This is a genomic window from Lysinibacillus sp. GbtcB16 (assembly GCF_019091145.1).
GTDB classification, from domain to species: domain Bacteria; phylum Bacillota; class Bacilli; order Bacillales_A; family Planococcaceae; genus Lysinibacillus; species Lysinibacillus fusiformis.
Genome location: NZ_JAGXJV010000002.1, coordinates 70,915 through 92,526 on the forward strand (window position 1 = coordinate 70,915; position 21,612 = coordinate 92,526).

The 21,612-nt window shown below is 36.9% G+C and carries 20 protein-coding genes; 16 read left to right on the plus strand and 4 right to left on the minus strand.

Translation table 11 applies throughout. The annotated features are described in order from the left end of the window. Position 1: 1 nt before the first annotated feature. A complete protein-coding gene (locus KVT27_RS12280) occupies positions 2-1,252 on the minus strand; it encodes a BaiN/RdsA family NAD(P)/FAD-dependent oxidoreductase (protein ID WP_036119679.1) in 1,251 nt (416 codons plus the stop codon). Positions 1,253-1,539: 287 nt separating this feature from the next. On the opposite strand from KVT27_RS12280, the gene asnB reads away from it, so the two are divergent. The 4 genes from asnB (at position 1,540) to KVT27_RS12300 (ending at position 7,672) form a co-directional block, all read left to right on the plus strand. Continuing rightward, positions 1,540-3,387, plus strand: a complete 1,848-nt coding sequence (gene asnB / locus KVT27_RS12285) for an asparagine synthase (glutamine-hydrolyzing) (RefSeq protein ID WP_217581413.1) — start codon at positions 1,540-1,542, stop codon at positions 3,385-3,387. Between the two features lie 268 nt (positions 3,388-3,655). Further along, complete coding sequence (locus KVT27_RS12290) at positions 3,656-5,269, plus strand: putative polysaccharide biosynthesis protein (RefSeq protein ID WP_025117504.1); 1,614 nt, start codon at positions 3,656-3,658, stop codon at positions 5,267-5,269. Between the two features lie 10 nt (positions 5,270-5,279). Next, entirely contained in the window at positions 5,280-5,993 is a 714-nt protein-coding gene (locus KVT27_RS12295; RefSeq protein ID WP_036119674.1) for a pseudouridine synthase, read from the plus strand. Positions 5,994-6,154: 161 nt separating this feature from the next. Next, a complete protein-coding gene (locus tag KVT27_RS12300; RefSeq protein ID WP_150907005.1) occupies positions 6,155-7,672 on the plus strand; it encodes a GGDEF domain-containing protein in 1,518 nt (505 codons plus the stop codon). A 57-nt stretch (positions 7,673-7,729) separates the two neighbouring features. On the opposite strand, the gene KVT27_RS12305 is transcribed toward KVT27_RS12300, so the two are convergent. After that, positions 7,730-8,899: an MDR family MFS transporter gene (locus KVT27_RS12305; protein WP_036149464.1), complete on the minus strand. Its 1,170-nt coding sequence runs from the start codon at positions 8,897-8,899 to the stop codon at positions 7,730-7,732. Between the two features lie 327 nt (positions 8,900-9,226). Further along, positions 9,227-9,448, minus strand: coding sequence for a DeoR family transcriptional regulator (locus tag KVT27_RS12310; RefSeq protein WP_004226074.1), 222 nt, complete (start codon positions 9,446-9,448; stop codon positions 9,227-9,229). Between the two features lie 357 nt (positions 9,449-9,805). Here KVT27_RS12310 and pepV point away from each other — a divergent pair, with 357 nt between their 5' ends. The 7 genes from pepV to KVT27_RS12345 all read left to right on the plus strand — a co-directional run bounded on the left by pepV (position 9,806) and on the right by KVT27_RS12345 (position 17,233). Continuing rightward, complete coding sequence (gene pepV, locus KVT27_RS12315; RefSeq protein WP_036149463.1) at positions 9,806-11,212, plus strand: dipeptidase PepV; 1,407 nt, start codon at positions 9,806-9,808, stop codon at positions 11,210-11,212. Positions 11,213-11,239: 27 nt separating this feature from the next. Continuing rightward, complete coding sequence (dat, locus tag KVT27_RS12320; RefSeq protein WP_036119664.1) at positions 11,240-12,094, plus strand: D-amino-acid transaminase; 855 nt, start codon at positions 11,240-11,242, stop codon at positions 12,092-12,094. A gap of 228 nt (positions 12,095-12,322) precedes the next feature. Then, complete coding sequence (locus KVT27_RS12325; protein WP_036149462.1) at positions 12,323-13,327, plus strand: nuclease-related domain-containing protein; 1,005 nt, start codon at positions 12,323-12,325, stop codon at positions 13,325-13,327. Between the two features lie 2 nt (positions 13,328-13,329). Continuing rightward, positions 13,330-14,265, plus strand: a complete 936-nt coding sequence (locus KVT27_RS12330) for a diacylglycerol/lipid kinase family protein (protein ID WP_217581516.1) — start codon at positions 13,330-13,332, stop codon at positions 14,263-14,265. 97 nt (positions 14,266-14,362) lie between these two features. Continuing rightward, on the plus strand, positions 14,363-15,013 hold the full coding sequence (gene trmB / locus KVT27_RS12335; protein WP_036119659.1) for a tRNA (guanosine(46)-N7)-methyltransferase TrmB: 651 nt from the start codon (positions 14,363-14,365) through the stop codon (positions 15,011-15,013). Between the two features lie 11 nt (positions 15,014-15,024). Beyond that, complete coding sequence (locus KVT27_RS12340) at positions 15,025-15,888, plus strand: YtnP family quorum-quenching lactonase (protein WP_217581414.1); 864 nt, start codon at positions 15,025-15,027, stop codon at positions 15,886-15,888. A gap of 118 nt (positions 15,889-16,006) precedes the next feature. Further along, complete coding sequence (locus tag KVT27_RS12345) at positions 16,007-17,233, plus strand: carboxylate--amine ligase (RefSeq protein WP_008176723.1); 1,227 nt, start codon at positions 16,007-16,009, stop codon at positions 17,231-17,233. 58 nt (positions 17,234-17,291) lie between these two features. Here KVT27_RS12345 and KVT27_RS12350 read toward each other — a convergent pair whose 3' ends face one another. Beyond that, positions 17,292-17,606, minus strand: a complete 315-nt coding sequence (locus KVT27_RS12350) for a hypothetical protein (RefSeq protein ID WP_008176726.1) — start codon at positions 17,604-17,606, stop codon at positions 17,292-17,294. A 164-nt stretch (positions 17,607-17,770) separates the two neighbouring features. Between KVT27_RS12350 and KVT27_RS12355 the strand changes: the two genes are divergently transcribed. The 5 genes from KVT27_RS12355 to ytpR all read left to right on the plus strand — a co-directional run bounded on the left by KVT27_RS12355 (position 17,771) and on the right by ytpR (position 21,561). Beyond that, positions 17,771-18,847: a M42 family metallopeptidase gene (locus tag KVT27_RS12355; RefSeq protein ID WP_036119652.1), complete on the plus strand. Its 1,077-nt coding sequence runs from the start codon at positions 17,771-17,773 to the stop codon at positions 18,845-18,847. 60 nt (positions 18,848-18,907) lie between these two features. Next, a complete protein-coding gene (locus tag KVT27_RS12360) occupies positions 18,908-19,429 on the plus strand; it encodes a DUF84 family protein (protein ID WP_036119650.1) in 522 nt (173 codons plus the stop codon). A 105-nt stretch (positions 19,430-19,534) separates the two neighbouring features. Continuing rightward, positions 19,535-20,053 (plus strand): hypothetical protein, encoded by a 519-nt coding sequence (locus KVT27_RS12365; protein WP_036119648.1) that lies wholly within the window; start codon positions 19,535-19,537, stop codon positions 20,051-20,053. A 72-nt stretch (positions 20,054-20,125) separates the two neighbouring features. Next, on the plus strand, positions 20,126-20,950 hold the full coding sequence (locus tag KVT27_RS12370; protein ID WP_036149456.1) for a DUF1444 domain-containing protein: 825 nt from the start codon (positions 20,126-20,128) through the stop codon (positions 20,948-20,950). Further along, positions 20,947-21,561: a YtpR family tRNA-binding protein gene (gene ytpR / locus KVT27_RS12375; protein WP_036149455.1), complete on the plus strand. Its 615-nt coding sequence runs from the start codon at positions 20,947-20,949 to the stop codon at positions 21,559-21,561. Before KVT27_RS12370 ends, ytpR begins: the two co-directional genes overlap by 4 nt. Positions 21,562-21,612 lie beyond the last annotated feature (51 nt).

Sequence of the window (21,612 nt, forward strand, 5' to 3'; positions counted from 1 at the left end):
ATTATAATGCCGCATTCATTCCTGCGATACGTCCCGTTACAAGGGCGGAGGTAATATTATAACCTCCTGTATAGCCGTGAATATCTAGGATTTCACCACAGAAGAATAGCCCTTCTTTTCTCTTGGAAGCCATTGTTTTTGGCTCAATTTCTTTTACGGAGACACCACCACCTGTAACGAATGCTTTATCAAGTGATTGTGTGCCGCTTACTGTCAAAGTGAAGTTAACAAGTAAACGAGCTAGCTGACGAATTTTATCTTGGGATAATTCGGCACCCGTTACTTGTACATCGATATTTGCCTGTTCACATAAAAATAATAGCCAACGTTCTGGGGCGATGCCTTTCCAAACATTTTTCACAGCCTTTTTCGGATCCTCTTTGATCAACTTATTTAAATATTGTAGACATGTTTCTTCATTATAATTAGTTAAAGTTTGTATACGCATTGTTACGGGCTCATAGCCTGTTTTCATTAATTCTTTCACAACGAATTGGCTACAGCGTAAAACGGCAGGACCGCTTAAGCCAAAGTGTGTAAAGAGCATGTCCATTTGATGGGTAACGAGTACCTTCCCTTTTTTGTTTAGCACAGAGACAGCAACATCACGTAAGGCTAGACCCTGTAGTTCACGTGCTTGAATGAAGTCCTCTTTCGATATAACAGGGACTTCTGTTGGGAATAAAGTTGTGATAGTATGGCCAGCTCGCTCTGCCCATGGATAGCCATCGCCTGTCGATCCCGTTTGTGGGACAGCCTTGCCACCAACGGCTACAATGACGGCTTGGCTACGAATTTCGGAGCCATCTGTAAGACGGACACCAAGAATTTTTTCTTCATCCATGACAAGCTTGTTAACGGCAGTGTGTAAACGAACTTCAACATGTAAACGTTGAAGCTGACGAATTAGCGCATCGACAACATCTTGTGCACGGTTAGATACAGGAAACATTCTACCATGATCCTCTTCTTTTAGAGCAACACCAAGCCCTTCGAAAAATGCAATAATATCTTCATTATTATAAACGGTAAAAGGACTATAAAGAAAACGACCATTACCAGGTATATGCTTCACGATTTCTTCAACAGGCAAACGATTGGTCACATTACAGCGCCCACCACCAGAAATGGCTAATTTTTTGCCAAGTTTTGCACCTTTTTCTAACAATAAAACTTTCTTTTTCCGCTCTCCAGCAGCAATCGCCGCCATTAAACCAGATGGGCCACCACCGATCACGATTACATCATACATAGTTAGAAACTCACTTTCTTTTCAATTTAGGAATCTTTCCTATTATACATGAAGTCTATATAGAGTAGGGGCTTCTTTGACATTGAAAATAATAGCAAAGTGTTTTATAATTCTTTATCCCTTCCTTCGTATTGAAGGGTATTTTATAGTAGAATGAAACACAATAAATTTTGTTATACAATTATATCGATGAAAGTTTCCTTTATTAGCATTGTCAGCATGAAATGAATGTCTTTTCATGCTATTATGGTAAAGGTTATGCACTAAATTATGAGGTGAAAAATAGAATGTGCGGATTTATAGGTTATATTAATGGAACAAATGTGATTGATCATCATCAAACAATTGAAAATATGATGAATACAATTATTCACCGCGGGCCAGATAGTGGTGGTATTCACAGTGACGATACAGTAACGTTAGGATTCAGACGATTAAGTATTATTGATTTATCAGATGTAGCGAATCAACCATTATATAGTGAAGACGGCAATATTGTGCTGGTATTCAATGGAGAGATTTTTAACTTCCAAGAGCTGCGTGCAGATCTTATTGAAAAAGGACATACTTTTAAAACGCAATCAGATAGTGAAGTTATTATTTATGGCTATGTAGAGTACGGTGTAGACTTTGTGAAAAAGCTACGTGGTATGTTTGCTTTCTGTATTTGGGATAAAAAGAATGATTTACAATTCATTGCTCGTGATGGCTTTGGTATTAAACCATTGTATTACTCTGAACATACAACAGATGGTACGTTTATTTTTGGCTCTGAAATTAAATCATTTTTACCACATCCTTCATTTATTAAAGAATTAAATAAAAAGGCATTACGTCCTTATTTAACATTCCAATATTCTTCGATGGATGAGACATTCTTTAAAGGGGTCTTTAAATTACCACCAGCACACTATATGCTCATTCAAAATGGCAAAAAGCAAATTGTGCAATATTGGGATAAAAAATTCCATGCTAAAGAAGCTTCCATTGAAAAATACATTGAAGAAATACGTTCAACTGTTAAAGAATCAGTAGAAGCTCATAAAATCAGTGATGTAAAAGTTGGTTCATTCTTATCAGGTGGTATTGACTCAAGTTATATTACGTCCTTATTACGTCCAGATAAATCATTTTCAGTTGGGTTTGCTGATTATGAAGATATGTTTAATGAAACGAACCTAGCAAAAGATTTATCTGATACGTTAAATATTCAAAATGAACGTAAATATATTACGGCAGATGAGTGTTTTGAAGCTCTTCCAAAAATCCAATGGCATATGGATGAGCCACAATCGAATCCTTCCTCTGTACCTCTGTATTTCCTTTCAGAGCTAGCCTCTAAAGATGTAACAGTTGTACTATCAGGTGAAGGTGCGGATGAAATTTTTGGTGGCTACTCTTGGTATCAAAACTCAGGAAGAATGCAAAAATATGAAAAACTTCCATTTGGTGTTCGTAAAACGTTACGTGGAATAGCGGAAGCTCTACCTAAAAGCCAATATACGAACTTCCTTATTAAAGGTGGTCAAACGGTAGAGGAACGCTTTATAGGGGAAGCAGTAGTTTGGGATGAAGTAGATGCAATTAATGTTCTAAAACCTGACTATAAAAATGCACCATCTGTAAAATCTATTACAAAACGTATTTATGACGAAGTACCAGGCGAAGATGATGTGACGAAAATGCAATATTTAGATTTAAATCTTTGGATGCCAGGCGACATTTTATTAAAAGCTGACAAGATGAGTATGGCGCATTCGATTGAATTACGTGTACCATTCTTAGATAAAGAAGTAATGGAATTAGCTAAAAATATTCCTTCTCAATATCGCGTCAACGACATTGATACAAAATATGTTCTGCGCCAAGCTGCACATCAAGAATTACCAGAAGAATGGGCTAAACGTCCGAAGTTAGGCTTCCCAGTGCCAATTCGTCACTGGTTGCGTGAAGAAAAGTATTACAACATGGTAAAAGAAATGTTTACTACTGACTTTGCCAATGAATTTTTTGATACAAAACAATTAGTTGGCTATTTAGATGAACACTATGAAGGAAAATCAAACCGAGGTCGTTATATTTGGACAGCCTATGTATTCCTAGTGTGGTATAAAAAGTTCTTTGTGGACATGTAATAAAGAAATGGGCTTTAATCGGTGGGGTTTTTGTAATCCTCACCGATTATTTTCAGGTCTTTTTTCATCAAGTAAACTTTTAAATGAACTTTTTGATGATTTTATGCGTCTCATTTCCTATAAATATGTTAAGATTACAGTTGGTTTACTTATGAAACTTTCGAGTGACAGCGTTTGCATGTTGTGACAATAAAAAACGAAAAGATTTTTATAAGTACGTTTGGAAGTATAACTATAATATTGATTTTACAATGAATGGATGGGTATGATGTCCAATTTAATGAAAGGTACTGCGATATTAACATTGGGGATGTTTTTATCGAAGGTGCTCGGATTAATTTATATTTTTCCGTTTTATGCAATTGTCGGAGAGAAAAATATCGCGCTCTATCAATATGCATACATCCCTTACTCTATTATGCTGGCAATCGCCATATCAGGTGCGCCCATTGCTGTCTCCAAATTTGTTTCTAAATACAATGCAATGGGGGATTATCAATCAGGTCGAAAACTGATGAAATCGGGCATACTCATTATGATGATGACAGGTTTTGCAGCATTTATTGCCCTCTTTTTCCTTGCTACACCTATAGCAGGATTAGTGATTAAAAGTGAAGAACAAGTTTTTACAGTAGATCAGATTGCTTCGGTCATAAGATGGGTTAGCTTTGCCTTAATTGTTGTACCTTTTATGAGTCTTTGGAGAGGTTTCTTCCAAGGCTATGACAAAATGGAGCCTACCGCTGTTTCACAATTAGTAGAGCAAATTGTGCGAATTGTCGTGTTACTAGGCGGTTCCTTCATCGTGGTGGTTGTGTTCAAAGGTAAACCAGAGACTGCCATTTCCTTCGCAGTATTTGCAGCCTTTATCGGAGCGATTGGTGGCTTAGGTGTTCTTTATTATTATTGGAAAAAATATCAGCCTGAATTTAACTTATTACGCAGTCAAAGTGTAACCTCTACACAACTGCCCATGTCCAATATTTATAAAGAAGTTATTACCTACTCCATACCAATGGTGTTCGTAGGTGTAGCCAATCCACTATTCCAATTAGTCGATATGCTTACATTTAATGGGGCTATGACATCCATTGGCTTAGCTGAGGTGACAGATACCTATCTATCGATGATTAACTTTATGACACATAAGGTTGTCATCATTCCTGTCATGCTAGCAACAGGTTTTTCGATGGCACTTGTCCCGACAATTACAAAATATTACACACAGGGCGAATATTTATCGCTACGTCATGCGATGGATAAAACCTACCAAATTTTAATTTTCATTACATTGCCAGCCGTAGTTGGTATTTCTCTATTAGCAAATGAAATTTACTTTATGCTGTATTCTGAAAGTGAAATGGGTTCGATGATTTTAGCCCATTATGCACCTGTAGCCATTTTATTTGCTTTATTCCAAGTAACAGCTGCCCTATTACAAGGAATTGATTTTCAAAAATGGATTGTCTTCAGCTTATTATCAGGAATTTTCGTTAAACTAGCGCTAAATATCCCATTAATTCGTTTGTTGGAGGCAGATGGTGCTATTGTAGCAACTGCAATCGGTTATAGTGTATCCATTATTATTAATATTCTTGTGTTACGTAAAACATTAAATTATCGATCAGAGATGGTCGTTAGACGTGTCATGTTAATTGCATTATTGACTATGGCGATGGCGGTCAGTGTGTTGATTGTCCATAAGCTACTGGAATTACTAATGGGTCCAGTTGATAGTAAATTCTCAGCATTACTGTTCTCTGTTATTTGTGCAGTTGTTGGCGTAGCTGTCTATGGCTTCTTGTCACTCCGTATAGGTTTGGCACAAAAGCTATTAGGTGAACGATTAACTCGTATTATGAGCAAGCTGGGAATGAAATAGGAGTGGTAAGATGCGGTTAGATAAATTACTTGCAAATATGGGATATGGCTCACGCAAGGAAGTTAAACAGCTTTTAAAGCAAAAAGCTGTCACAGTAGATGGTGCTTCTGTCAAAGATGCTGCTATGCATGTTGACCCAGAACAGCAAAATGTGTCCGTCTATGGAGAGCGTGTCGTTTATACAGAGTTTGTCTATTTTATGATGAATAAACCACCAGGTGTTATTTCTGCAACAGAAGATTTAAGAGATGAAACAGTTATTGACCTATTGGAGCCATTTGACCAGCATTTTCAACCTTTTCCGGTTGGCCGACTCGATAAAGATACAGAAGGTCTACTGGTATTAACGAATGATGGTATATTAGCTCATAATTTATTGTCTCCTAAAAAACACGTGCCAAAGGTTTATTACGCACATATTGAAGGTGTTGTAACGGAAGAGGACGTAGAGAAATTTGCAGAAGGCGTGGAGCTAGATGATGGGTATATGACAAAGCCTGGCAAGCTTGTTATTCTAAAATCTGCGTCACAATCTGAAATTGAGCTAACCATTCAGGAAGGCAAATTTCACCAGGTGAAGCGAATGTTTGAGTCTGTAGGTAAACGTGTAACCTATCTAAAGCGTATATCTATGGGGAATCTAAAATTAGATGATCACCTGGCGTTAGGAGAATATCGTGAGCTAACTGCAGAAGAATTAAACTGCTTACAAAATAACCCTTAACGTGTTCCTCGGTGCTAAGTTAGCATCGGGGATTTTTTATATACAGCCTTATGACAGTAACTGTATAATATGTAATGTGTTATCTTAGTATAGTGAAGAAGCGTATTATTGTCTAAAATATTTCAAAAAAAATGATGGTGAAAATAAGTAGAGGGCCAATAATGAAGAACCTGCGAATTAAATTATTACTATCTTTAATAGCTTTTGCAGTTATCCTGGTTGCTGTAATTTCAAGTGTGAATAGGCAAATATTAGTTGATGATATAGAAGAACAAGTTGCCAGGAATAGAGTGTTAATAGAAAATCATATTCTTACAGATATGCGAACAGTAGATAATGCTCATCTATATTTTGATGAAGACATGTCAGACGAGATGGAGCAGGAACTGAGAGCTTTAAAAAACTATTATCGTGAGAATCCCAATGTTGCTACATGGGATTTACAACAAATGAAAAATAAACATAATATGGATATATACATAGTAGATCAGTCTAACACAGTGATATACACAACATTTGATAAAGATATTGGTTTCAATTTTTCTAAGTGCTGTCAGCGTTTTTCTGCATTATTGGATGAGCGACGTGCGAGCGGAGAGTTTTTCACAGACGGGATAGACATTTCCACAACGACAGGAGAATACCGAAAATTTGCCTACCTTGCTACACATGATAAGAAATATCTACTTGAACTAAGTATAGACTTATTGAAAAACCCAGTCTTTCAAACCTTTAACTTTGAGAAAACTTCAGAATATTTGGTAGCAAAATACGTTGATTTAGTAGAAGTACAAACGATTAGTGCTGGTGGGGTTTTCTTTAATGATTCAAAAGCGAAGCGGATAACCGTTCAAGAACAATCCGAACAGTTTCAGAAATATTTTGAGCTAGCAAGGAAAAAGATGCAGCCTGTAGAGTATCAACAAGCATTTAATCAGGGGTTTATTGAAACGCATCTCTTTTTACCCTATGAAGCAGAGACGATCAGAGGGGAGTCTTCCAAAAGAATTGTTTATGTGAAATATGCTAATTTCACAAAAATGGAAGCGCTTCAAAAAAACACAAAACAATTTTGGGTTTTACTAGTCATTGCTTTAGTAACCGCCTTTGTCATGCTGTTAGTTATTAATAAAATACTTTCTAAAACAATCCATCTCGCCACTTTTGATCCGTTAACAGGTGTCTATAATCGTGCAACCTATATTCGAAAAATGGATAGCTTACTAAAGAAAAGAAAAATAAATAGGCCAGGATTATTGTTAATCGATTTAGATAATTTTAAACAAGTAAATGATCAGTTTGGCCATGCTGAAGGGGACCATATCTTAATTGGAACGGCCAAAATCTTAAAAAAAGTAGTGAAAAAAGAAGGTTTTGTCGTAAGGTTTGGTGGAGATGAATTTGCCATTGTTTTGTATGATACAACAGAGCATCATATGCAACAGCTAGCAGATGCCATCTTGGCGCAAATAAGAACTCTTAAATTCGAAGGTCAAGACATAGAGAAATGGTCGGTACTATCGGTGAGTATGGGAGGGGCAATTTATCATCATCCCGAAGATTCAGAAATGAGCTTATTTGAGCGAGCGGACCAAGCACTATATCAATCGAAAAATGCTGGTAAAGACCAATACTCTAGCTATGCTGAAGTCGCTGCTGACGAAGATGCCAAGCTTTAAAAAACGCCCCATACTATAAATAGCAAATTAAGCTATTTGATAGATATGGAGCGTTTTTTAATGTGTTGATGTTTTAGATCGATAAAAGATACAACTACACAATACTAGGACAGCTATAATTGCAAACATGGCATCCATATAGTGCGTTAATAGCCAACCTCCTATAATGGGTCCGATAAAGCCCCCTAAATTTTTAAACTGCGCAGCGCCAAGGTAGGTCGCTTTTTGAGTGTCAGGCGCAATTTCATCAATCATGACATTCATTGTAGGGAAGGCAAATATTTCTCCAATCGTAAAAATAATCATGGCGATGATATAGAGCGTATAGTTGTCGGAGAACCCGAACATGAATAGGCCGATAGCAAAAAATAGAATACCGATTAATAAAGTGGCGGATGATGAGAATCGTTCAGACACAATACTAATAGGTAATTGTAATAATAAGACGACCGCTGCATTAAGTGAAATCAATAGGGAATACAGTTTTGTTCCATTTTCAACAGTTAATTCAATGAATTGTGGCAATGTCGAATCAAATTGAGAGTACCCGATATTGATAAGGATCGCCCCAAAAATAAAGCTAAGCAACACACGATTTGTTAAAAGGATTGTGAAGGTGTGCAAAATTTTTGTTTGCGTAACAGCTTTTTGTTGTTGCATTTGATAACGATTTAACACGAAAAATAAAAATATGGCGTAAATAATATACATAATACCAGTTAGCATAAAAGGTATACTTGGACTTGCTAACTGCGAGATGTAGACGCCTATTATTGGGCCAATGACTGCGGCAATATTAATGGCCGTGTACCGTAATGAAAACAGTCTTTTCCGTTTATCAGCAGGTGTAAAATCAATCATTAATGCCTGAGTGGAAGGTTCAAAAAATGAGCGACAAAGACCGTTCAAGGCGTTGAATAGAATAAATAACCAAACTGTATGGACAGTGGCAAAGCCAAAGAATACGAGGCTCCATACAATGATCGTTAATAAAATGACACTTTTCCTTCCGAAACGATCCGTTAAATATCCACCAAAAAACCCCCCAACAGTAGAAATAAGGGGTGCAATCCCAATCGTCAATCCAATTTGTAAAGGAGTGGCTTCAATTTCATTATGTAAATAAATAGCTAAAAAAGGCATTGCCATAAAGCTTGCAATACGTGTGAAAACTGTTCCACCCAAAATAATCCAAACTAATGGATGAAACAAATTTGACAGTTTCATATAAAACCCTCCTCTCAACAATTTAGAATGTTTCGAGTTTAACGGATTGTTAAGCAACTGTAAATAGTCAAAATACTCTCGGGAGATACGTTCCAGTAAAGTTAAACGAGAAATGACTAAACGAGCTTCATTTTATTTAAAGGAGCAAGATGAACTTTTAACTAATTTTCTTATTTCTACTGCCAATGAAGCAGCAAAATAATGATTGTCTTCGATTAATCCAAGAAGATCCACAATATCTAATAATCTTCTAACAACAAAAAAAGAATGACCCCGACGAAAGGTCATTCTTTTCCATACACAATGCTTTACGCATTCTACGTAAAACTAAGACGTCAATTTTACTTTTTTCTTCGTCGTTGTCCATCTGCCTCGACTTGGACTCGTCACCAAATCGTTAAAGGCTAACACGTTCAAATCTCTTTGAACGGTGCGAGGAGTGATACTAAACTCTTCGACTAAATCCTGTGTAGACACGGTTCCTTTGTCTAAAATAAACATGTACACGTCTTTAATACGATTAAGCATTCGATCAGTAGTTGGTTTCATTAAATGAACCACTCCTTCATCTTAATTCTCTTGGCAAAGACTAGCGGACGACAATATGTGCGGAGTGCACTTAGGCTATTAAGTAGCTGCCTTAGACATCCCCTTTTCTAATTTTTATAGTCAGAAGAATTATTCTGATAACTTCATTATATAGAAAAACTACATGATTTTCTAGTGAATGCAATAGAAATTTACAATAGAAACATAAAATTTTTACTGTATTTTGTGGGAATACCTGAAAAACATGCTATATGTGGTAGTGTCAGTAGAAGTTGCTGAAAATAGTTGTCAGAAAGAAGATTGTCATATATGTTGTAAGGTGTAGAATAATGTTAATACTTGAAGGAGGTACATGGTATGAATTGGTTACAGGCTGCAAAAGAAAGGCAAGATGAATTAGTACAAGAGTTACAGGAGCTTGTGCAAATTAATAGTATTCTTGATGAGGATACAAGAACTACTGAGATACCTTTTGGTAATGGTCCACTTCAAGCGCTTGAATGGTTACTAGCAAAGGGACAAAAAGAAGGGTTACTAACGAAAAATGTTGATAACTATGCTGGACATATCGAAATGGGTGCAGGTGAAGAATTATTAGGTATTTTATGTCATGTTGATGTGGTTCCAATTGGAGATGAAGCTGATTGGACATACCCACCATTTAGCGGCACTGTAGTTGATGGTAAGCTGTATGCACGTGGTGCAATTGATGATAAAGGCCCTACAGTTGCGGCATGGATGGCCATGAAACTTGTCAAAGATGCAGGTATTCAATTAGATAAAAGAGTGCGAATGATCGTTGGTACGGATGAAGAAACAGGGTTCCGCTGTGTCGACCACTATTTCAAACAGGAGGAAATGCCGTCAATCGGTTTTGCACCCGATGCAGATTTCCCGCTCATTAATGCTGAGAAAGGCATTGCTGAGCTTGTGTTCTCTCAAAATAAAGTGGGTGATGCAACGAAAGAACAACTACTACTATTTAATGCAGGAAAGCGCCCAAATATGGTACCAGATTTGGCCAAAGCAACAGTTCAGCATGCATCAGCGCAATTCGAACAGAATTTTCAAACATTTTTAAGCAAAAATCAGCTAGATGGCTCTTTATTAATGGAGGACTCTCGCTATATAATAACTATCAAAGGTAAAGCAGCCCATGCAATGGAACCAGAAAAAGGTGTCAATGCGGCTGTTTATCTTGCTGCGTTTTTACAACAAGAGTTGACGACTGAGTCAAGTAAACAATTTGTCGACTTTATCGCAGATGTTTTTTATCAGGATCATTATGGCCATCAGCTTGAATTACAATTTGAAGATGCCATGTCTGGTCATACAACGTTAAATCCAGGCATTGTTAGCTATGATGTTAGTAAAGGTGGCAGTTTAGTAATTAGTATGCGCTATTCTGTGTCCTATCCATTCGATGAAAAAATTACAGAGGCTCAACGTTTAGTTGTAAAAAGAGGATTTTCATTAGATATTCAAGACGACTCTAAGCCTCATTATGTCAGTGAAGATGACCCATTTATCCAAACATTAGCGTCCATTTATAGACGTCAATCAGGTGATACAGAAACACCGCTATTATCTACAGGTGGTGGGACGTATGCACGTGTTCTGAAAAAGGGCGTGGCATTTGGCATGTTATTCCCTGGGGAGCAAGATGTGGCGCATCGGGCGGATGAGTTTGTAGTGGTTGAAAATCTTGTAAAAGCAGCGGCTATTTATGCGGAAGCAATTGTTGAGCTTGCGGGAAAAAAATAACATAAAGACGAAAAGGATGAACGGAAAATGGCATATTCATTATGGAATGATCAAATTGTTGAAGAAGGATCTATTGCAATCTCACCTGAAGACAGAGGTTATCAGTTCGGTGACGGTATTTATGAAGTAATCAAAGTATATAACGGAAATATGTTTACAGCACAAGAGCACATTGATCGTTTCTATGCGAGCGCCGAAAAAATTCGCCTTGTTATTCCTTATACAAAAGACGTTTTACACAAATTACTACATGAGTTAATTGAAAAGAATAATTTGGAAACAGGACATGTTTATTTTCAAATCACTCGTGGAGCTAATTCCCGTAATCACATTTTCCCGGATGCAAGTATTCCAGCTATATTAACTGGTAATGTAAAAGCGGGCGAACGTGCATATGAAAACTTTGAAAAAGGTGTTAAAGCCACTTTTGTTGAGGATATTCGTTGGTTACGTTGTGACATTAAATCTTTAAACCTGCTTGGTGCAGTTTTAGCAAAACAAGAAGCTGCTGAAAAAGGTTGCTATGAAGCGATTTTACATCGCGGAGATATCGTGACAGAATGCTCTTCAGCAAATGTTTATGGCATTAAAGATGGTAAACTTTATACACATCCAGCTAATAATTTCATCTTAAATGGCATTACACGTCAAGTCATTTTAAAATGTGCGGAAGAAATTAATTTACCAGTGATCGAAGAGCCAATGACGAAAGCGGATTTACTAACAATGGATGAAATCATTGTGTCGTCTGTATCTTCTGAGGTCACGCCAGTCATTGATGTGGACGGCAACCAAATTGGTGCTGGAGTTCCAGGTGAATGGACTCGTCAATTACAGCAAACATTTGAAGCGAAATTACCACTTTCAATCAATACTAAATAAAAGAACCTTGTAGGGAACTATCTGTATGGATAGTTCTCTTTATTTATGGTGTAATGTTGGGTCTCGTCATGTAAAATGAAAAGGATAGTAGCATAATCTTACAGGTTGAAATTTGTAGAACAAATGTCGATGTAATGAATACATAAGAATGCATAGACTCTTTTATCGTAAGCAATCGAGAAAAGAGAGAACTAACGAGATGGTAAGGAAGAATGGAGTGACCTTTACATGGCACAATTAGTGAAAATACAAGATTATATTTCTCGCTATCAAATTGACTTAGCAAGATATCCTACACAATTTGTACGCTTGAAGAAAAGTCAATGGGATCGCATTAAGCGTCAATGGGAATTGGGAGAAGATATAAGCGAGTGGCAACATATTGATAATGAGTCAGAAGCGGATACTTTCGAGGAGAAAGAGCGATTTTCCTTTATTAAAAAAATATTTACAGGACGACAAAAAGAAGCAGCAGAAGACGTAGAAGAAATAGAAATATCAAACGAGCTCATAAGTAGTGAGGATACCATTCCAGAAGAAGAAACAACCCTAACATTTGAACCTAAGATTGTGTATGCTCCGCAATCCATCCATGAATTGAAGCGAATGTTTATTGATCAATTCTTCCATTTCCAAATGAAATGGGCTAGTTCAACATTACGTGAAAAATCATATGTAGATCCTCGCTTCATGCGTGACTCGTTACTACGTACTTTATTACAAACATTACCAGATAATTTCTTGTTGTTTTATTATCCTATTCTACAAATAAGAAAAGCACCGATTGAGCTTGATGTTGTGTTAATGTCTCCGACGGAGTGTATTTGTATTACCGTTTTGGAAGCAGATAATCAAGCTGTATACGTTGGTGGAAGTGATCGCTTTTGGATGAAAAAGGTGGGGACAAAGGACTCTAAAGTTCTGAATCCAACGATAAACTTAGCCCGTATGGAGTCGGTACTATCCCAATTGTTTAAAGAAGAGAATATAGATATGCCTATTCGAAAAGTGGTATTAACTCGAAATGGTTATTTTGATTATCCGGGTTCACCATATGGGATTCGTTTTGTTGATCGTCGAAATTACGGAGAATGGATGGAGCATTTGCGAAAGGCTTCCTCTCCAATGAAGCATATGCAAATACGTGCGGCTCAAGCGATTCTAAATACTGTACAAACTACTTCGTTTAATAGAGATATTTGGCAGCAAGCTTCACAAACAACAGAGGATTGAGTATGCAAATTCTATTTATTGTCAATGAAGCTGCTGGAAATGGAAAAGGTAAGAAAGTATGGTCTCAACTTCGAAAGCAGCTAACGATAGATTATGAAGTGGCTTTTACGGAATATGAAGGACATGGACGAGAACTTGCCAAACAATGGGCTCCACAACAGCAGGATCAAAAATTACTAATAGTTGTTGGTGGAGATGGCACCATCCATGAGGTGTTTAGTGGTGTTGTACATAATGAATTTTTAGTGCTCGGTGTGGTTCGTGCAGGCTCTGGTAATGATTTTGCGCGTTCATTTCCCACATTTTACAGTGCTCAGCAAATCGAGGACTATGTATTGAATGCTTCCACGGCCTATACAAAAATAGATGCGGGAAGTATTCAGCTCAGCAATAGATGGGATAGAATCTTTGTCAATAATGCTGGCATAGGCTTTGATGCTTATGTCACAAAATCGATTAATACATCTCGCCTTAAATTTTACCTCAATAAAATAGGATTGGGTAAGCTGTCGTATGCTATTGCTGTCATTAGAGGCTTATTTAGCTTTGAATGTTTTAACGTCACGATACGTTCTGATCATCAAGAGTGGCAATTCCAACGAGCATGGTTTGTCGCCATGTGCAATCAGCCTTATTTTGGCGGAGGGATGAAAATATCACCAGCTGCAAAAGCAGATGATGGTCGAGTCGATATTACAATCGTCCATGATATTTCCCGTCTGAAATTATTACTTATTTTTGCGACTGTTTTTTTTGAAAAGCATACGAAATTTAAGGAAATCACATTTTTACAAGGACAACATTTCGATATTATCGTGAATGATCACAAGGTTGATTGTCATATGGATGGTAATTATAGTGGAAGTATCCATCCGGGTTCTACCATTCACTGTACAGTGCAACAGAATGCATGGAACATTATGACAAAGAGTTCTTAAATAATATCATTGCGCAATAATTTTATGCGAATGTAAGAGGAATACGTTATACTATAAAAAAATCAATAATTTTATAAGAAAGAAATGAGGAACAACAGTGAGATTAAGAAATAAGCCTTGGGCAGAGGAAATGATTACAAATCATCCAGAGGTAATCGTTCCGAATCCTGAAGACTTTAAAGGAAATTGGCAGGCTGTTTTCGGAAATGACAACCCAATTCATATAGAAGTTGGTACTGGAAAGGGACAATTTGTTACGGGAATGGCTTTACAAAACCCAGATATTAATTATATTGGCATTGAGCTTTATGATAGTGTAATCGTTTGTGCATTAGAGAAAATTCTAGAAGCAAAATCTCCAGCCAATTTACGTTTGCTTAAAGTAAATGGCGCGGATTTAAATAAATTCTTTAACAAAAATGATGTAGCACGTGTATATTTGAATTTCTCAGATCCTTGGCCAAAAACACGTCATGCCAAAAGACGTTTGACGCATGAGGGTTTTTTGAAATTATATGAGTCGATTTTAGTGGATAATGGGGAAATCCATTTTAAAACGGATAACCGTGGTTTGTTTGAATTTTCGTTAATCAGTATATCTGAATATGGTATGTTACTAAAGTATGTATCACTCGACCTACATGCAAGCATGCCTGAGGATAATGTGATGACTGAATACGAGCAGAAATTTTCTGCAAAAGGACAGCCGATTTATCGCTTAGAGTCGCAATTTATCACTAAATTGTAGGGGGAATATGGATGGATCAGTTACAGTTTCACAAAATGTCATTATCATGGCTTAACGGGGGTGTTACGTGCCTAGATGGTGGTGCGATGTTTGGAGTTGTACCGAAACCACTTTGGTCACGTAAATATCCAGTCAATGAAAAAAATCAAATTGAATTACCAACAGAACCAATTCTTATTCAATATGAGGGCAAAAACTATCTTATTGATACAGGTGTGGGCTTTAACAAATTAAATGAAAAACAGCTAAGAAACTTTGGGGTAACAGAGGAATCTTCGTTAGCGGATAGCTTACAAGAACTTGGTTTAACGACAGCAGATATTGATGCGGTGCTAATGACACATTTACATTTTGATCATGCTGGTGGCTTAACTCAGTGGCAGGATGATGTGCTTGTGCCTACTTTCCCAAATGCTAAAATTTTTGTAACAAAAATTGAATGGGATGAGATGCGTAACCCAAATATTCGCTCGAAAAATACGTACTGGAAAGAAAATTGGGAGCCTGTGCAGCACTTAGTTGAAACCTATGAAGATAAGTTGGAAGTAGCACCAGGAATCGAGATGATTCATACAGGTGGTCATAGTGAAGGACATGCTGTCATTAAACTTACTCAACAAGGTGAAGTACTTTTGCATATGGCAGATATTATGCCTACTCATGCTCATCAAAATCCATTATGGGTTTTAGCTTATGATGACTATCCAATGACAAGTGTTTTTGCCAAAGAGCGTCTTATGAAAGAAGCTCTTGCCAATAACTATGGCTTTATTTTCTACCATGATGCCTATTACCGTATGATTAAATGGGATGAAGCGGGGAAAGAAATCAAGGCTAAGCTTGAGCGTAGTAGACAAGCTGTAATTACATTCTAACAATGACGAGGTAATTGACATGTAAAATGTCGATACCTCGCTTTTTTGTTCGTGATGATGATGGAAAATATGATACACTAAACACGAAACTAAATTATAAAAGAGAGTTGAAATAAACATGGCAACTGAACAACCATTTTTACCAGTTTTACTAGGATCTGATATGAATGCATATGGGATGGCCCGTGCATTTTACGAAGCATATGGAATTAAACCACTTGTCTTAGGACGTTCTCATTTAACAGCTACACAAGATAGCCATATCTTACAATTTCAAGAAATCGACCGTTTGAATGAACAGGATGTATTTGCTCCTGCCCTTGCACAAGTTGCAAAGCAATATGCGGATAAAAAACTTTTGCTCTTAGCGTGTGGTGACGATTATGCCAAGCTTATTATTAAAAATAAGCCAGCGCTACAGGAGCATTTCACAGTACCTTACATCGATGAGTCTCTAATGGATGAAATTTTACTTAAAGAAAATTTCTACAAGATGTGTGATAAATACGATTTTAAATATCCAGGGACAACGACTGTAACAGCAGATAATTATGACAATTTTACACCTCCATTTGAGTATCCAATTATTTTAAAGGCATCAAATTCTGTTGAATACTGGGCATGTAAATTCCCAGGGAAGAAAAAAGTTTTTGTTGCGCATGATGAGGCAGAAAAAACAGCTATTTTAAAAGCGATTTATAGCTCAAGCTATCAAGATACGATGATTATTCAAGAATTTATCCCTGGTGATGATTCATATATGCGTGTGCTTAACGCTTATGTGGGCAAAGATGGAAAAGTGAAGCTGATGTGTCTAGGAAATCCTATTCTAGAAGAGCATTCACCTGAAGGAATCGGAAGTTATGCCGCAATCGTAACAACATATGATAAGGAATTAATGGATCAAGTACGTTTTTTCTTAGAGGACATCGGCTATACAGGCTTTGCCAATTTCGATATGAAATATGATATTCGTGATAAGCAGTACAAGCTGTTTGAAATTAATTTACGTAATGGACGTTCTAGCTATTATGTTACGGCAAGTGGCCATAATTTAATGAAGTACGTTGCTGATGATCATATGTTAAACATCGAGCAAGAAGTTACTTATGTGGAGGATAAACATCTGTGGATGGTTATTCCAAAAGGTGTATTATTCAAGTATGCATCGAACGAAAAGCTTAAATTAGAGGCGAAGAAATTAATTAGTGAAGGTAAATACACAAACTCCCTTTACTATAATGAAGATATGAATACAAAGCGTTGGGTGAAGCTAACACTCAATAACTTAAATTATTATCGCAAATATAAAAAATACTTTAATAATAAAGGTTTATCAGAATAATAAAGAGAAGCCATCTCAATAAAAAAATGAGATGGCTTCTTTTGCTTATTTTTTAGGGCTAAACCTCTGTTAATTCCACTACAACGCCCGAGCGTGCATCAGCTGCAAATTCAAATGTTTGCATGTCACCCTCATGCATGCGTGAGATGCCTCCACGATAGACAGGAATAGTAATAATACCATTTGTATAATCTTCTGTTTTCATAAAAATCCAGGAACCGTCAATCGGTGCATCCTTTTTAAATTCTTTTTTTATGTTTTCAAGTACTTGTCCTGCAGGTACGAACGGAGAAACTTTTTCACTAGCTTCTTTAATAATGACTGCGGCAGCTAAGCCAGTTGCAACACCAATTAAAAAATCACGTAATTTCATACATCTTCCTCCTTTTTCTGTACCTATATTTTAGCATAGCCTATAGAGTGAATGCACGTTCACATGATAACAGTTTTAGGAAATGTATCAATATTTCGAATTCGGAAATAAATATGTTACAATAGGCGAGGAAGAATATTCTACTTCGTGGGGAGAGAGTCAACATGAATGAGGAAACATTGCAATTATTTAAAACATTAACAGAGCTACCAGGTGCTCCTGGTAATGAGCACGCTGTTCGCGCGTTCATGCGATCTGAGTTGGAAAAGTATTCAGATGAAATCGTTCAAGACAATTTGGGGGGGATTTTTGGTGTAAAGCATAGTGATGTTGCGGATGCACCAAAAATTTTAGTTGCAGGTCATATGGATGAAGTAGCATTTATGGTTACTTCTATTACTGATAATGGCATGATCCGTTTTCAGACGTTAGGTGGCTGGTGGAACCAGGTTATGCTTGCACAACGTGTAGAAGTCTATACGAAAAATGGAGCTATTCCTGGTGTTATCGCGTCTATCCCACCACATTTATTAACGGATGCAGAACGCTCTAAGCCTATGGAAATAAAAAATATGTTAATCGATATTGGCGCTGACAGCAAGGAAGATGCGCTAGCATTGGGCGTTCGTCCAGGACAATCCATCATTCCTGTTTGTCCATTTACACCAATGGCCAATCCGAAAAAAATTATGGCCAAGGCTTGGGATAACCGCTATGGCTGTGGTCTAGCAATTGAATTAATGAAAGAAGTCAAAAATGATAAGCTTGGATCTCATTTATATTCAGGGGCAAATGTAATGGAAGAGGTTGGTTTACGTGGTGCTCAAGTGTCAGCAAACATGATTAAACCGGATTTATTCTTTGCATTAGATGCTTCACCAGCAAATGATACTTCAGGTAAAAAAGATCAATTTGGACAGCTTGGTAAAGGAACATTACTTCGTATTCTTGACCGTACAATGGTGACACATCGTGGTATGCGAGAATTCATTTTAGATACAGCTGAATCCAACCATATTCCTTACCAATACTTTGTATCACAGGGTGGAACTGACGCTGGACGAGTACATACAGCTAACGACGGTGTACCAAGTGCAGTAATTGGTGTTTGCTCACGTTATATTCATACATCTGCGTCTATCATTCACATTGATGATTATGCTGCTGCTAAAGCATTAATTGTTGAATTAGTGAAAAAAGCAGATCGTTCGACTTTAGAGTCTATTCGCGCTAATGTATAAGAAGTTGGAAAGATGCCTGTAAAAAGGCATCTTTTTCTATGGAAAGAAAGTAGGGGTTTGATGAAAATAGCAATTGGAACAACTAATAAAGCGAAAACTGAAGCAGTTGAAGCTGTAGCTCAAAAATATTTTGAGGATACAACCTTTACCTATGTGAAAGCTGCCTCAGAAGTATCAGAACAGCCTATGTCGAATGAAGAAACGAGATTAGGTGCGATGAACCGCGCGAAAAATGCCATAATAAAAACCGATGCATCACTATCCTTTGGTTTAGAAGGTGGTGTAACTGAAATAGAAGGCGAAATATATGTATGTAATTGGGGTGCACTAACAGTATCCGATGGGACAACATTTACAGCGGCAGGTGCACAAATTATTTTACCAAAAGAAATTGCCCAGGAAATCAGATCTGGTGGAGAGCTTGGTCCACTCATGGAGCAATATACACAGCGCAGGGATATTCGTCAGGGCACTGGAGCAGTAGGGATTTTTACACAAGGTTTAGTAAGCAGACAAATGATGTTTGAGCATATTGTATCATTATTGGTTGGTCAATATTTGTTCACATTTTCTGAAAAATAGTTAAATGGAATTAGTGATGCGCATGCGGAGAGGTTGCATCTTCCTAATAATTTTTTTAAAATAGAAAAAAAGTTAGTTAGTAGTGCAAGAGAAAGGAAGAGAGACATGTCATATAAATGGCTACAATTTATTGGCCTGACGCTGTTACTTCTGATGCTTTCTGGCTGCAATCAATCGATCGATGAGCAAATTGCCAACGGACTTCAAATCACAGAAACGGTTTTTGCAGAAGAGCCTGAAGAACATACCGAGGAAATTGGGAATATTAAATTATACTTACCTTCAACTTTTAAAGTTGAAGATAGTTCAGATGCTTACAATATTGTTATTTCAAAAGGAAAAGAAAGCTATATCCTCTTCATTAACGATAAAGAAGCACAAGATAGTAAACTTTATTATCATCTTTTAAAAGACAATGAAGCTAATAAAATCATTGAGGAGACTACTTATGATAAAGATGGTCGCTTTGGCTTTACAGCCGTACTTAAAACAGATGATGAGAATGAAATGGAGCTCATTGTGAGTAGTGGTGGCGTGAAAATGACCACGATTTCTCCGGCCAAACATATAGAAGATAATTTGCGTGAGATGACGAAAATCGTTCATTCGGTTAAGATGAAGTAAATAAACAAGATTGAACAAGACGGTTCACAAACATGTGAGCCGTTTCATTTTGAAGATAGGATGTGAGAAAATATGAAGCAATTGAAATCAGAGCAGCTTGTAGAGCTATTAAGAAAACGATTAAACGAAGAGAAATACGATTTTCATTTCGATAAAAAACACGATAAATTAAGATTGAATCATAAGACGATTGAAAAAGGTATGGAGCTTTCGTTACCTGGGATTTTAGCAAAATACAATGATAAGCAAGAAGCAGCTATTGATGAGGTTGTGTATACGATTACGCAAACTTTTAATGCGATGGAACAAGAAAAAGAACAGGGTTTCCAAACGGCTACACAAATTTATCCAGTTATTCGTGCAACATCATATCCTCAAGCATCAAAAGAGGGACATGCGTTTATTACAACAGACCATACAGCGGAAACACGCATCTTTTATGCGCTTGATTTAGGCAAAACCTATCGTTTTATCGATGAATCTATGCTGGAAGCTTTACAATTAAGTGTAGAGCAAATTCGTGAAATGGCACGTTTTTCAGTTAAACAATTACCAACCTCTTATAAAAAGGATGAGGTCGCCAATAATATCTTTTATTTTGTTAATATGAATGATGGTTATGATGCAAGCCGAATTTTAAATGAGAGCTTTTTAAAAGAAATGCGTACGCAAGTGGAGGGGGATATGACATTATCTGTGCCCCATCAAGATGTGCTAATTATAGGTGATATTCGGAATGAAACAGGGTATGATGTATTAGCACAGATGACGATGCATTTCTTTGCAGTCGGTACAGTACCGATCACGTCATTATCTTTTATTTATGAAGACGGGGAATTAGAACCGATCTTTATTTTAGCAAAAAACAGAGTGAAAAAGGAGCAAGAAAAACAATGAACGTATTTTACAACAAAGAGCATGTAGGAGATGTATTACTAGTTCAACTAGCAACGGAGTCTATCGTTAACACAGTAGTAGAGCGTGCAGGGGATATTGCTATATTAAAAGAAGCTCAAACGGGTGAAATTAAAGCTTTTAATTTATTTAATGCGAGCCAATATGTACAAACAGAAGCAAAAGGATTAGTTGAGGTTACTCCAGAGTTAGTTGAACAATTAGCAGCAGCAATCGAAAAGAACGGTGCTAACATTAGCCTAGATGTTGACTTCTCTCCGAAATTTGTCATAGGTTTTGTAGCAACGAAAGAAAAGCATCCAAATGCTGATAAATTAAGTATCTGTTCAGTAAACGTTGGAGATGAGACTTTACAAATTGTTTGTGGCGCACCTAATGTAGAAGCAGGGCAAAAGGTAGTAGTTGCAAAGATTGGTGCGGTAATGCCTTCAGGAATGCTTATTAAAGAAGGAAATTTAAGAGGTGTAGATTCATTTGGCATGCTTTGTTCAGCACGTGAGCTAGCTATTCCTAATGCTCCATCTGAAAAAGGAATTTTAGTTTTGCCTGAAGATGCTATCGTAGGTAGTGCATTTGAATCACTGAGTAAATAATAAACTCATTTTTTGATAATAAAATTATTAAAATTTAAAAATTTTATCATG

Excerpts from the sequence above, each read along its gene's own strand:
- KVT27_RS12280 (WP_036119679.1), bottom strand. The coding sequence starts at position 1,252 with ATGTATGATGTAATCGTGATCGGTGGTGGCCCATCTGGTTTAATGGCG.
- asnB (WP_217581413.1), top strand. The coding sequence starts at position 1,540 with ATGTGCGGATTTATAGGTTATATTAATGGAACAAATGTGATTGATCAT.
- KVT27_RS12290 (WP_025117504.1), top strand. The coding sequence starts at position 3,656 with ATGTCCAATTTAATGAAAGGTACTGCGATATTAACATTGGGGATGTTT.
- KVT27_RS12295 (WP_036119674.1), top strand. The coding sequence starts at position 5,280 with ATGCGGTTAGATAAATTACTTGCAAATATGGGATATGGCTCACGCAAG.
- KVT27_RS12300 (WP_150907005.1), top strand. The coding sequence starts at position 6,155 with ATGAAGAACCTGCGAATTAAATTATTACTATCTTTAATAGCTTTTGCA.
- KVT27_RS12305 (WP_036149464.1), bottom strand. The coding sequence starts at position 8,899 with ATGAAACTGTCAAATTTGTTTCATCCATTAGTTTGGATTATTTTGGGT.
- KVT27_RS12310 (WP_004226074.1), bottom strand. The coding sequence starts at position 9,448 with ATGAAACCAACTACTGATCGAATGCTTAATCGTATTAAAGACGTGTAC.
- pepV (WP_036149463.1), top strand. The coding sequence starts at position 9,806 with ATGAATTGGTTACAGGCTGCAAAAGAAAGGCAAGATGAATTAGTACAA.
- dat (WP_036119664.1), top strand. The coding sequence starts at position 11,240 with ATGGCATATTCATTATGGAATGATCAAATTGTTGAAGAAGGATCTATT.
- KVT27_RS12325 (WP_036149462.1), top strand. The coding sequence starts at position 12,323 with ATGGCACAATTAGTGAAAATACAAGATTATATTTCTCGCTATCAAATT.
- KVT27_RS12330 (WP_217581516.1), top strand. The coding sequence starts at position 13,330 with ATGCAAATTCTATTTATTGTCAATGAAGCTGCTGGAAATGGAAAAGGT.
- KVT27_RS12340 (WP_217581414.1), top strand. The coding sequence starts at position 15,025 with ATGGATCAGTTACAGTTTCACAAAATGTCATTATCATGGCTTAACGGG.
- KVT27_RS12345 (WP_008176723.1), top strand. The coding sequence starts at position 16,007 with ATGGCAACTGAACAACCATTTTTACCAGTTTTACTAGGATCTGATATG.
- KVT27_RS12350 (WP_008176726.1), bottom strand. The coding sequence starts at position 17,606 with ATGAAATTACGTGATTTTTTAATTGGTGTTGCAACTGGCTTAGCTGCC.
- KVT27_RS12355 (WP_036119652.1), top strand. The coding sequence starts at position 17,771 with ATGAATGAGGAAACATTGCAATTATTTAAAACATTAACAGAGCTACCA.
- KVT27_RS12360 (WP_036119650.1), top strand. The coding sequence starts at position 18,908 with ATGAAAATAGCAATTGGAACAACTAATAAAGCGAAAACTGAAGCAGTT.
- KVT27_RS12365 (WP_036119648.1), top strand. The coding sequence starts at position 19,535 with ATGTCATATAAATGGCTACAATTTATTGGCCTGACGCTGTTACTTCTG.
- KVT27_RS12370 (WP_036149456.1), top strand. The coding sequence starts at position 20,126 with ATGAAGCAATTGAAATCAGAGCAGCTTGTAGAGCTATTAAGAAAACGA.
- ytpR (WP_036149455.1), top strand. The coding sequence starts at position 20,947 with ATGAACGTATTTTACAACAAAGAGCATGTAGGAGATGTATTACTAGTT.